4 protein-coding genes are annotated in these 13,226 nt (G+C 60.2%); all 4 read right to left on the reverse strand.

Going from position 1 to position 13,226, the window contains the following annotated elements; all coding sequences use genetic code 11:
* Positions 1-2: 2 nt before the first annotated feature.
* Positions 3-11,579 (reverse strand): inverse autotransporter beta domain-containing protein, encoded by an 11,577-nt coding sequence (locus tag C2846_RS15540; RefSeq protein WP_119701903.1) that lies wholly within the window; start codon positions 11,577-11,579, stop codon positions 3-5.
* A gap of 271 nt (positions 11,580-11,850) precedes the next feature.
* On the reverse strand, positions 11,851-12,357 hold the full coding sequence (locus tag C2846_RS15545) for an Hsp20/alpha crystallin family protein (RefSeq protein ID WP_080048561.1): 507 nt from the start codon (positions 12,355-12,357) through the stop codon (positions 11,851-11,853).
* Between the two features lie 11 nt (positions 12,358-12,368).
* The gene (locus C2846_RS15550) at positions 12,369-12,749 is read right to left on the reverse strand and encodes an Hsp20/alpha crystallin family protein (protein WP_080048562.1); all 381 of its coding nucleotides are present in this window, start codon (positions 12,747-12,749) and stop codon (positions 12,369-12,371) included.
* An 11-nt stretch (positions 12,750-12,760) separates the two neighbouring features.
* Positions 12,761-13,198, reverse strand: a complete 438-nt coding sequence (locus tag C2846_RS15555; protein ID WP_080048563.1) for an Hsp20/alpha crystallin family protein — start codon at positions 13,196-13,198, stop codon at positions 12,761-12,763.
* Between the last annotated feature and the right edge of the window lie 28 nt (positions 13,199-13,226).

Genomic DNA, 13,226 nt, shown 5'->3' on the forward strand with positions numbered 1-13,226 from the left:
TCTCATGGTGTCAGGCAGACACTGTTGTAGGTGATGCTGCCCTCGCTATAGACAGTCGCCCCCAGGTTCGCCGCGCTGATAGCCGCATCACTGCCCTGGGCAATCAAAATCTGGCTGCCACCCTCGGCCAAAATGCCAATATCATCAAAGAAGGTCGTGGTGTGGTTGATGCTGTTGCCCTGCAGGTTGCCACACAGTGTTGCGCCAGCATTGACCCCGTTGAGCATGATCGACTCTTCATTGTTGAAGCTGGTGGTGATGTTGTTGTTGAGGATGCTGACATCCAGCCGGCCGCTGCTGGTATTGCGTGACAGGGCCACCACAGCCTGTTCAAGGCCATTGATAATGTTGTCACTGATGACAAAACGACCGCTGAAGTTGCCGGTACCCCCCCCATCACCCACCAGGCGAACCGCCACACTGGCGGCCAGGTTAGGGCCGCTGAACTGGTTGTTGGTGACACTGCCATTGACCACCGAATTGTCATAGGCCCCAAGCGCCAGACTGCTGGAGTCCAGGTCAATGAACTGGTTGTTGGCAATCAGCAACTCCATCTGCGCGGTCTGCGTGGCGGTCGCGACGATACCGGTGCCAGAGCCTGCGCGACTGATGTTCTGGAAGGTACTGCCGGCCACATCAAGCCGATGGCTGCCACTACCCTCGGCATTCAGACGGATGCCACTGCAGCAGATGCTGTCGATGCCGGAACCGAAAGCAGAGCCAAAGGTGGAATCACGTACCGTGATGTCAAAGCCTGCACTGCCATTCAGTGCGGCCGCAAAGAGTACCGCCTGATCATTGGTCAGCGCATTGGCATTGCGGAAGGTCACGCCATCCATATTCACAATGCTGTTACCCGACGAGTTGCTAACCCACAGACCATTGCGGGCATAGCCATCAAAGAGCACGTTGGTCAGCGTCAGGCCGCCGACGATGTTGGTTGAGGTACGCGTCATGGTGATGCCGTCACCTGCAGCATTGAGGATCTGGCCATTGCTGAAGGTAAAGGCGTTGGCGCCCGCGGTCAGTCCGGACAAGGCAGCCGCATCCACAGCATGGCTGCCTGTGCCGGTGACAATCATGCCGTTAAAGCGTGCATTGACGGTATTGGTCAGGACAATACCCGATCCGCTGGTACCACTGATGGTGCCGCCACTGCCAACAGTAGTCCCCACACCGGTCACATTGATACCGCCCTGCAAGCCGGTATTGGTCAGGACGATGCCGTTGGTGCCACCGGTGGAGCTGATCGAGCGGAAATTCAGGCCGCCAGCGCCAATGGTGGTATTGGCGACGTTCAATGCCGTCGAGTTGGCGTTGGTCGTGATGGTATTGGCACTACCCAGCACTTCCAGTGTGCCCGCATTACTGACGCTGAAGACAGTGCCGCTGCCATTGACGTTGACGCCGTTCAAACGGGTAGTGCCGGTATTGTTGGACAGTTCAATGGCCGCACCTGAGGCCGTGCCAGTGCGAGTAATCTGACTAAAGCCCGAACCAGATACAGCAGTACCCACGATGCGTAACGCCGGACCGGATGTAGAGCTGATCCCGGTTCCCGCGTTGTTGACGATCAGGTTGCCGGTATTATCTGCGTTAAAGGCAAGACCGGTGCCGGTGTAGTTCAGATTCAAGGCATCAAAACGATAGCTGCCGGTATTGTTCTGCAGCGTCAACAGGTTGCTGGCCGAGCTACTGCTCGCGCTGACGTTACCGATAATCACATTGCCACTGCTGTTGGTGATATTGACGGCACTGCCGCCACCGGAGATCACTGCGCTGACCAGATCCAGATTAATGCCGCCAGCCCCTATAGCGACCGAATTCAGCGTCAGGCCCGGCCCCGAAGCAACGTTCAGACTACCGTCGAGAATGGTTAGGCCGGTGGTGGCGGCAAAGAATGCGCTACCCAACTGGCTGTTGATATTCAGCTCCGCAAAGCTGGCTGCGCCGGTATTGCCACCAGCACCATCCAGTATCACGGCATTGCCACCAGCGGAGTCGAAGCCGCTAATATTCACCGTACCAAAACTCAAATTGCCAGCACTCTGATTCTGCGCCCGGATCACACTGTATCCGGCCCCGGTCTGTGCCGTACTGGTGATATTGCCGAAACTGATCACCCCGCCACTCTGACCAGCGATATCCACCAGACGATTGCTCTGGCTGGCCGCCACAATATTGAAACCACTGGCATTGACATTCCGCGCCCCCGCACCGATGTACAGTGCGCCACCGGAGAAACTGCCCAGCGTGCTGTTACCCAGATTGATGGCACCGCTACTGGCTGTGGTGCGGTCGATATCAAACAGGTAGTGCGCGGTGGTCCCAGCCAGGCTGACGTCGGTCAGAGTCACCGGAGCGACATTGCCGTTCAGGGTCAGTGCGGCAGCGCCGTTGGCATTCAGACTGGCCCCACTGACCTGCAACTGGCCACCTGTGGTGTTGCGCAGACGCATCCCATGCCCACTGAGAACGCCGCTGCCGGCCTGCAGTAGCAGGTTGGCGTCACCGCCATCCAGATTGAGCAACTGGCCACTGACATTGATGCTGTTGTCACGAATGACCACATTGCCGCCGGCATTGACCAGATTGAACAGGTAGCCGCTACCAGCCAGGAACTCGGCCTGCTCCACGGTCAGGTTGGTGAAGCTGTCGCCATGCAGACCATGCACACCGCCACCGATGCGCAGGTGGCTGATGCGGTTGTCGTTTGCCAGGGTGATCACGTTACCTGTGGCCGTGGACAGCAGCGCGGCACCATTGCCGGTGGGATCCTGGATATCGATGGCGCCGAAGTCGCCAATCAGGTTCGCCGGCGCCTCATAGCCAAAGCTGTTGCCGTTGCCAAAACCGCTGACTACCTGGCCGTCGGAAAGCTTGAAACTGTTGTCGGCCAGGCCGAAGAAATCAATTACGCCACCGTCGTTGATGAACACGAACGTGGTCAGCTCGCCGGTATCCGCACGGGCCTGCGCAGCAGCCACCGTGGCGCGGTTGTTGATGCTGCTGCCATCGCCCAGGCCGGTGGCATTGGCAGCGACAAAGAACAGCTCGCCGAACTGCCCCGCCTTGCCTGGGAAGCGGAAGTCACCACTGAAACTAACGCCGGTAAAGTCGTAACTGCCCAGCGTTGCATCCAGTCCCAGACTATCCATAACCACCGCACCAGGATTGGCAACGATGCTGCCGCCACCGAACACAAAACTGGCATTGGCACTGTCATCGGTGTCATCGGTACGGCTGAACTGCACGCCGGTACCGGTAAAGTTCTCCAGGGTGCCGCCATTGGTCACGGTTATGGTGCCACCAGCGTTGGTCAGGTCGATCGCGGTCACACCGCCGCCCACGTTCAGGGTGTCGGCGCTGAAGGTGCCGCTGAACCCCTCGAAGTCCACCCCGGTGCTGGCAATGGCTTCAATATTCAGACTTCCAAAGCCAATCGCGCCGGTGGCGCCGCTCAGCGTCACCCCGTGGTTGCCGGTGGTGTCGATGATGGTAGTGCCGAAGTTGAAGTTGCCGTCGGAGTCGCTAACCACAATACCGCTGCCACCGGCATTGGTCACAGTGGTGGCCCCGATCGTGATATCACCCGAGATCTGATCGATCAACAGACCGTGGCCGGCGGCATCGGTGGAGGTAATACTGGCGAAGGTAGAAGCCATGGTCACCGGGTCGATATCCAGGGCGGTGCCATTGGTGGTGTTGATGCTGCCAGCGGTGTTGCCGAACAGGAATTCCTCGCTGCCGCCCTTGTCCGCATCGCGGATAAACAGGCCCGTACCACCATCGTTGCCGATATTGAGTGTGCCGAAGCCGATGCTGCCCAGCACATCATTGAGCCACAAACCGTGACCACTGATATTGCTGGGGTTGATGAGGTCACCAATGCTGGTGTTGCCACCGGCCACCTGCTGGATGCCGGCAGCATCGGGATCGGCGTCAAAGATGGCATTGTCGACCAGCAGACCGCCAGCGCCGGTATTGATGGTGTTGCCGTCCAGACTAGTGATGAACAGCGTACCGGCCCCGGCAGTGCCGTTGAGTTCCATACCCGCGCCAGTGCCCGCGTTCACTGTGTTGCCATCCACCGCCAAACGCAGATCGCCCGCGCCGGTTTTGCGCAAGTAAATGCCCCGGCCCAGGGTGTTCACGGTGAGATTGTTGAGACTGACCGTGCGGCTGGCCAGGTCGCTGTTGACCACCTCAATGCCGGTGTTGGCCAGGGCGCCGCTGTTACCCAGAGTGAGGTTGTTCAGGGACAGGTTGGCGTTGTTGGCCAGAATGCCGCCATCGGTGGTGCCATTGATGCTGCCGCCGTTGATGGTCAGGGTGCCGCTGCTGGCGACGGCATTGCCCACCCGCAGGCCGTAGGCACTGGCACCGTCCACGATCAGATCGTTGATGGTGACCGCGCCACTAATGTTGTTGGCCAGCACACCCGAACCACCGAGATTACTCAGACTGGTGGTGCCGTTGAGGTTTACAGTACCGGCAATGTTCAACAGGGTCAGGCCGTGGTTGGCGCCGGTGGTGGTGTTGGTGGTCAGACCGTTCAGGGTCACGCTGGCACCGGCACCGATATTGTGGATGCTGCTGCCGCGGCTGTTGCTGTCGGTCAGGATGCCATTCAGGGTTATGCTGCCGCCAGTGATAGCGGACAGGTTGCCGATGCGCACCAGATAAGCGCCGTTGCTGTTGGTCATGTCGCCACTGAACAACAGGGTGCCGCTGGTGCCATCGATCGTCACGACCCCCTGTTCGGACGAGTCGCCGGTGTGCACGAGGTTGGCGCCGATGTTGATATCACCGCTGACGTTATCGACCAGCACCACGCTCTGGGTGGCCGAGTGGGTCCAGGTGCCGCCGGTGGCGTTCACCGTGCCGCTGTTGTTAGCCAGGCTCAGGGTGCTGGCACTGGGGGTCTGGACATTGATGTTGTTCAGGTTGACCGTACCCGTGGCCGTTTGCTGCTCGATGCGCATGCCGAAGCCGCCCAGATCCAGGGTGTTGCCGAAATTGCCGTTGTTGAAGGTGATCTCGCCACTGTTCTGGATCAGGGTCAGCGCCCGGGTGCCGCCCTGAATGTCCAGGTCATTGAACACCATATCGTTGGTGTTGCCCTGGATATTGATGCCGCGGTTGCCCGCGCTGCTGATCTGCACCTCGTCCATCTGCAAGGTGCCGCCGCTGGTGGCTTGCAAGTGAATGCCGTGGGCCAGGACACCGGCGCCACTGGCGCTGGTGGAGCGCACCGAATCCAGGGTGATACCGTCGTTATGGATCACCACATTGTTCAGGTTCAAGGCCTGGCCGTTGGTGGTATGAATACGGCTGGACTGGTCGATACCCAGGGTCAGACCGCCACTGGCAGCCAGGCCTCGGCCCAGGCTGGTGACCAGATCCAGGCCACCGAAGTGCACCGCGCCACTGCCACTGAGGGTCACGGCGTTGTTGCCCACACGGTTGAAAGCATCGATATCCACCGCGCCAAAGTTGAGCGTGCCGCCGCTCTGGCCAGCCATGCGGATCACATGATCTGAACCGGCATGGCCGTCACTGGTGATGTTACCCAGGCTGATGGTGCCGCCACTCTGGCCGTTGATGTCGATCAGATGTGCGCTCAGATTACCGGCGTTGAGGTTGAAGCCTCCGGCGTTGATATCCCGAGCACCGGCGCCGATGTTAAAGGCCCCACCGGCCAACGCACCGCTCTGGGTGACATTGTTCAGGGTAATGGCTCCGGTGCTGGCGCCGCCCTGATCAATGCTGAACAGGTAGTGGTTGGTGGCGGAAGACAAGCTGGTGTCGTTGAGCGTGACTGTTGCGACGTTATTGTTCAGCAACACCGCTGAGGCACCATTGGCCTGCAAACTGGCGCCACTGACCTGCACACTGCCGCCAGTGGTGTTGCGCACCTGCAGGAGGCCGCCGCTCAGCACCCCGCTGCCGGCACTGAGCAGCAGATTGGCGTTGCCACCGTCAAGGTTGAGCAGCCCACTGCCCGTATTTACATCATTGTGACTGAAGCTCAGCGTGCCACTGGCATTGCGCAGGTCGAAGGTAAAGTCATTGCTGCTGCCAAACACGCTGTTGCTGACACTCAGGTCGCTGAAACCATCGCCAAAGATGGCGCTGCTGCCACCGGAGAAGGCAACGTGGCGAATCTGGTTGCCATTACCGACGCTGATGATATGGCCGGTGCTACTGGTCAGTACCGCAGCACCATTGCCGGTCGGGTCTGAGATCGACAACCCGGCTGGCACGCCGATGATATTGATCGGAACTTCCAGGCCGAAGCTGTTGCCATTACCGAAGCTGCTGACCACCTGACCGTCCGACAAGGTGAAGCTGCCGCCAGCCAAGGCGCTGAAATCGACCACATTACCGTCGTTAACGAATACGAAGGTGGTAGCCAGCCCGGTGTCGGCACGCGCTTGCGCGGCGCTGACCGAAGCCAGATTGCTGACACTACTGCCATCGCCAGCCCCACTGGCATTGGCGGCAACAAAATACAGATCCCCCACTTGCCCAGCAGACGGGTTGAAGCGGAAATTACCGTTCAGCGCCACGCCCGTCAGATCGTAGGTACCCCGTGTGCTGTCCAGCCCAATACCGTCGAGTACCACGGCAGCACCGCTGGCGGTGATGCTGCCCCCGCCGAAGATGAACAGTGCGTCAGCACTGTCAGCCAGATCATCGCTGCGACTGAACTGGATACCGGTTTCGCTGAAGTTTTCCAGCACGCCGCCCTGAGCGATCTGGATAATACCGGCGGCCCGCGTCAGGTCGATGGCCGTACGTGCGCCATCAACATCCAGTCGGCTGGCGTTGAAACTGCCGGAAAATCCTTCGAAATTGACTCCTGTAGCGCCGATATCTAGCAGGCTGACGTCGCCGAAACTGAGCTCACCACTGGCGCCGTCCAGGCGAATACCGTCCAGGCCGGTCTGCTCGATCAGGGTCTGGCCAAAACTGAAGTCGCCGTCGGAATTGATCACCACAATGCCGTCGCCACCAGCATTGATCACCTGGGTAGCGCCAATGACTATCGAGCCTGAGATGGTATCAATGAGAATGCCGCTGCCAGCCGCATCGGTTGAACGCACGCTGGCAAACTGCGAGTCCATGGTGACAGGGTCGATGTCGATGGCGCTGCCGCCCTGAGTATCGATACTGCCGCCGCTGTTAGCGAAGGCGAAGCTGCCGCCCTTGCCTTCAGCATCGCGGATGTACAAACCGGTGCCGTTGCTGTTGGCAATATCCAGCGCCGACAGCGCAAGATTACCGAGCACATTATTCAGCCACAGGCCATCGCCCTCGATGGCGCCCAGATCAAGTGGATTACCGATTGCGATATCACCACCGGCCACCGACTGGTAGCCGGCAGCCAGCGGGTCGGCATCAAAGATCACGCTCTCAAACAGCATCGCACCGCTACCGGCACGGACAATCTGGTTGCCCTGCAAGGCGGTGACAAACAGTTCGCCACTGCCTGCACTGCCGTCTACCCGCACAGCGCTGCCATCGGCACCGATGCGGCTGTCATTAAGTTCCAGCCACAGATCGCCACTACCCTGGTTGTCGACACTCAAACCATGACCGCCGGCATCCACCTCAAGCTGATTGAGGCGATAGCGACGCGTGATGGCATCGTTATTGATCAGCACGATGGCATCGTTATTGATCGGGTCATTGCCGCCCACTCGCAAGGCGTTGATCAGTATTTCGGTATTGATCGCCACAATCGCCTGGGCGGCATCATCAATGCTACCGTCCTCGATCGTCACCTGCCCATTGTTGGCTGCCAGCGAGCCCATCGTCAGACCCGCGCCTGCGATACCACTGAGCGCCAATTGGTCAAAGCTCAGGGTGCCGTCGATCCCGTCCAGCACGATGGCATCTCCACCAGCCCCACTGATGCTGGTCACACCGGCAAAACGCAGATCACCCTCAAGACCATTGACCAGTACCGCGTTACCAAGCAGGTTTCCGGCCTCCAGCTGAATTTGCAGGCCACCGACGCTGACGTTTTGCAGATTGAGCGCCACACCCTGCTGCTGATCGAGGTGCACCGGCTGGCCAGCACTGAGACTGACACCTTCGGCGCGCAGGCCGTTACCCGCGCTGACCGTCAGCGACAGGCTGTCAAAGGATACGCTGCCAGCACCATTACCCTGCAGACTGATGGCCTGCCCACCGGGGCTGTTGTAGCCGCTGATCTGAACATCAGCGAAGCTCAGACTCCCGCCGCTCTGGTTAGTGCTGATGATCACACTGGCTGCGCCGGAGCCACTGCTGAGCAAATTGCCCAGCGCGATGCTGCCACCGCTTTGCTGGTCGATGCGTACCAACGGCGCCGTTCCGCCGGTGGCATTGATGGCAATGCCACCGGCCAGAATGTCGCGCGCGCCACGGCCAATATCAAAGGCTGTGCCGCTGTTGCTGTCCAGGCTGCCGGACAAACTGATACGGCCAGTGCTGTCGCCGCTGAAGGTATCGATCAAGAAGGCGGTATCGCCAGCCTGGCGATTGATCTGCAACTGACTCAGGCTGATGTCGGCAGCATTGTTGTCGAGCGTTACTGCCGCCCCACCCTGGGTCGCCAACTGCGCCCCCTGGATGCTGATGCTGCCACCCAGAGTATCGCGAATGCTTAGTCCCTGGCCCTGCAACAGTCCGGAGCCGACACTGATGTTTACCTCGGCGTCACCACCGTCGATGCGCAGTAGTTGGCCGGTGCCGACGATATGGTTGTTCAGCAGATTGACACTACCGCTCATGCCGACCAGCGCCAGCGCCTGATCATAGACACCACTGATCTGCGTGCCGAGCAGGCTCAGGCCGCTGTGGCCATCGGCGTAGACCGCACTGTTGCCGTTGCCGACCAATTCGACGTGGCTGATCAGACTGTTGCCGGCGGTACTGATCACGCTGCCGCTGTTGCTGGTCAATTGGGCCGCGCCGTTGCCGGTCGGGTCGAGCAGTTGCGCACCAGCGATATCGCCAATGATATTCAGCGGCACATCCAGCCCCAGGCTGTTGCCATTGCCAAAACCGGTAATCGCCTGCCCGGCCGACAATTGGAAGGTTCCACCAGCCAACCCGGAGACATCGATAACGCTGCCGTCGTTGACGAATACGAAGGTGGTCGCCAGGCCACTGTCGGCGCGTGTCTGGGCGTCGGCAATACTGGCCAGATTGGCCGTATCACTGCCGCTGCCATTGCCGGTGGCGCTGGCAGCCACGAAGTACAGATCACCGATCACGCCAGCATTGGGGTTGAAACGGAAATCACCCTGCAGGTCGACACCGGTGAAATCGTACAGGCCCGAGAGCGGGTCCAGGCCGATGCCGTCGAGCACGAAACCACCCGGACCGGCGACGATGCTGCCACCTCCGAAGCGGAACTGCGCGTTGGCGCTGCGCGCTGTATCATCGGTATTGCTGAACTGCACACCAACGCTGCTAAAACCTGTGATATCACCACCGTCAACGATCTCGATCTGCCCGGTCGCGGCGGTCAAATCGATGGCCGTCACGCCCCCTTCGATATCCAGACGCTGAATCACAATATCGGTGCTGCTGTCTTCCAGGTTCAGGCCGACATTGGCGCTGTCACGAATCTGCACCGCGCCCATCTGCAACGATCCATTGCCGCCGCTGATGCGTATCCCGTCACTGCCGGCCTGCTCGATCAGCACCTCTGCGAGATTCAGCTCACCGGCAACGTCTTCAAGCTGCACACCATATCCGGCGGCAGCGCGCGAGGTCAGGCTATCGAGCGCCAAACCGGCACTGCCCACACTCAGCGATTCCAATCGCAGCGCGCTGCCCCCATCGCTGGCCAGGCTGTTGCTGCCGCTCAGCGACAGGCTGCCGAGCTGACGCGCCACGAAGGCATCGCCGGCATTGATGGCGATATCCACCCCACCAGCCAGATGCACTTCAGTATTCGGGCTGGCATCCAGAAAAACACCACCAGACGCACCAGTAGCGCGCACAGGCGCATCGACCTGCAACGAACCGCCGGTCATGTTGCGCACATCCAGCAGGTTGCCCGCCTGGCTGCGCTCCAGGCTGCCGGAAGCGAAGTGCACATCGGCATCGCCACCGTCGATTTGCAGCCCCGAGACCTGCATCTGTGTCAGCTGCACGCGACCGCCGACCGCATTGAGCTGCAGATCACCTACGCGGCCTTGCGTCAGGCTCAGATCACTGACGCCATTGGCGATCAACCCGCCATTGAGGTCGACTCCGGAAATGCGCGCGTCATTACCGCTGACCGTCAGCCCGGTATCCAGCTGGGCACGCCCCTCAGGCGCACTGAAGACACCGGTCAGGCCTGAGGTGGTCGAACCACGCACAGTGATACCCGCTCCGCCGGACAAGACCCGCAGGCTGTTGGCCGACAGGTTGCCTCCTTCGGCGAAGGCTCCGCCGCCGGCACTCAGCACCAACAGCCCGTCATCCTCGACCAGATTGTTCAGCGCCTGGGTCAACCCCGCCGGATTGGCCGCCGTACCGTCACCGCTGGCCCCGGCCTGGGCATAAACTACTCGGCCGATGGCCTGACCATCTTCGTAGACCGCCAGCTCGTTGACCGCCGGCAAGGTTACCGAGCCCACTTTGCGCGTGCTGTCGATCGCCACCACGTCAACATCGCGCACCGGCTGGGCAAGCATGCGATCACGCTGCCAGTCGCTGCCACTGCGCTGTGCACTGCGGCTACCGCCACCGAGCGGAATGTTCAAGCCCACACTGACGTAACTGTTGGTGCCACGCACTCCATCATTCTGCCACTCAGCACCCAGGCTGAGGCTGGCGCCGGCCTTCAGGCCATCCAGCGGCGCCTGCCATTGGGCGCGCAGACGCGGCCCCTCGACAGCACGAGCGCCACTGGCATCAAACTTGTAATAGCCGGCATAGACGGCCACATCATGGGCAATACCGGGTATGTGAAAGCCCAGCTCCAGATCATGACCACCGAGCGAGCGCTCTTCGCGCTGAAAGGTATTCTGAATCACGCCATCGGCGACGAAGGTCAGTTGCGAGTCGATCACCTGCAACTCAGCATCACGCACCTCGGTATCGGTGAACTGGCCACCAACAGATGCCGAACGCCGGCCTACGGGAACGTAACGATTGACGCGAGCGCTGTAGAGCGCGCTCTGCACTTCAAGCCCCAACGTGGCCTGACGAAAACGGTTGCCCTCACGGCTGTGCAGATGATCGTAATAGCCATACAGGCCGAACAGCAGCTCATCATCAGCCTCCCAGCGGAACCCCAAACCGAGGTTATATTCCTGAGAGGAACGATCATCGGCGCGTCCGCGCAAGTCGGCAAACAGAAGATGGTCGGGGTTTTGAGTCAGCGGCAGCATCAGCCCGAGGGTGGCGATATTGCGCTGATTACCGAGTTTGATTTCCTGATACAGCTGCGGTGACCAGTAGGCCATGCGCTGTTCGATGTCGGCCAGGGCATCGGCCATCTCTGTGGCCTGAGCCATCGCTGGACCACAGAGGCCGAGCAACCAGTAGTACTTGAGGGAACTGCCGTGAAATGCCTTGCCCGCCATACCTCATCACTCCCTGACCCACGGATCATCCCTGCCAGCCCTTGTACGTGAATACCGCACACGTGACGGATCTGATCGTTGTTCTTATTACGGCGCAAACCTGGCGCCCATTCTTGGGGCGAGAGTATAGCCTATCAATGTCAGCTTGACAGCAATTGGCAGCCTGAGACCTGACTGGAGCGATCCGGGCCCGCGAAGACCCGGACCACTCCTTGCAAGTCACCCTCGCAGCTGTTCCAGAACCTGGTTCAGAACACGAACGCCCTGGCGTTCACTCGACCTTGATGTGCCGGCCCTGGGCTGCACCGGGATGCCGTTTAGGCAACTCTATTCTCAGCACACCATCGCGATAGCTGGCCTTGGCGGAATCCGCCTCCACCTCGGCCGGCAACGGCACAACTCGACGGAAACTGCCATAGGCGCACTGCATGACCCGCCAACGTCCCTCACTGGACTCCTGTTCGAAACGCTTTTCGCCCTTGACCACCAGGCTATCACCCAGCACCTCGATCACCAGGTCATCCTTGTGCATACCCGGCACTTCCAGGCGCACCACCAAACGCTTCTCGTCCTCGAACAGATCGCCACCGAGCATCGACCAGCTCTGGGTTGGCAGGTAGTGTTCATCATCGACCGAGGCGGCGCTGGGCATATCGCTCTTGTCGCCGGGGTGAAACGTGGTCAGGGCGCTGCCGGCCGAGCGGGTCAGATGGCGCCAACCCTCGGCCACCGAGTCCCACAGTGCCGAAGCGCTGTCTTTGATATATCGCATGTCCATGGAGCACCTCCTCAGACCGGTTCGATGACAATTCGGCGTGGCTGGGCCTGGGCCAGCTTGGGAATGCGCAGATGCAAGACCCCCTGTTCCAACCGGGCACTGATAGCGTCACGATCAAGTTCATGCGACAGGGTGAAAACCCGCCGGTAACGCGGCACCTGCCATTCAACATGGCTGGCTTCCATGGCCTCAGGGGTTTGCAGACTGATTTCGCCAGCCAATGTCAGGGTGTCACCTTCAACATCGATTTGCAGTTGCTCTCGTCTAACGCCGGGCATATCGGCCAGCAAAGTGATGCCCTCACTGTCCTCAAGCACATCAACCGCCGGGCTGATAGCCGGCAAGCGCGCAGTTTCTACCCCTTGCAGCGCCTTATCTTTTGCGGAGTTCATCACACACCTCCTCACTGAATACTGATACGCCGGGGCTGAACCTCCACCCGGCGCTGGATGCTGACATGCAGCACACCATCGCGGCAGCGGGCACTAACCCGTTCCGGATCGATATCGTCAGGCAGGCTGATGACCCGCCGGAAACGTCCGCTGAAGCGCTCATCAAGATGGCTGTTACGTGATGTGTCGGCTGGATCGTGCACGCTGGGCCGCTCGCCAGAGAGGGTCAGAACTCCCTTTTCCAAGTGCAACTCCAGCGTCTCTGGCGCCAGGCCAGGCACAAAGGCAAAGATTTCTACAGACTGCGGGGTAACCCCGGTATTGATAGCGGGAAACCCGCCGCGTCCCACACCGCGAATGGCCGGTGACCGCTCGAAGGCTTCCTGCATACTGCGCTGCAGGCGATCGAATTCGGCAAACAGGTCACGCGGAAACAGTGTCTTGTTCATGACGACTCCTCCTGTGGCTGATAACCAA

Origin of the sequence: Pseudomonas jilinensis (assembly GCF_003586265.1) — a bacterium.
Lineage (GTDB): Bacteria > Pseudomonadota > Gammaproteobacteria > Pseudomonadales > Pseudomonadaceae > Halopseudomonas > Halopseudomonas phragmitis.

Bases quoted from the DNA above. Each gene is read 5' to 3' on its own strand.
- C2846_RS15540 (WP_119701903.1), bottom strand. From the start codon at position 11,579: ATGGCGGGCAAGGCATTTCACGGCAGTTCCCTCAAGTACTACTGGTTG.
- C2846_RS15545 (WP_080048561.1), bottom strand. From the start codon at position 12,357: ATGGACATGCGATATATCAAAGACAGCGCTTCGGCACTGTGGGACTCG.
- C2846_RS15550 (WP_080048562.1), bottom strand. From the start codon at position 12,749: ATGAACTCCGCAAAAGATAAGGCGCTGCAAGGGGTAGAAACTGCGCGC.
- C2846_RS15555 (WP_080048563.1), bottom strand. From the start codon at position 13,198: ATGAACAAGACACTGTTTCCGCGTGACCTGTTTGCCGAATTCGATCGC.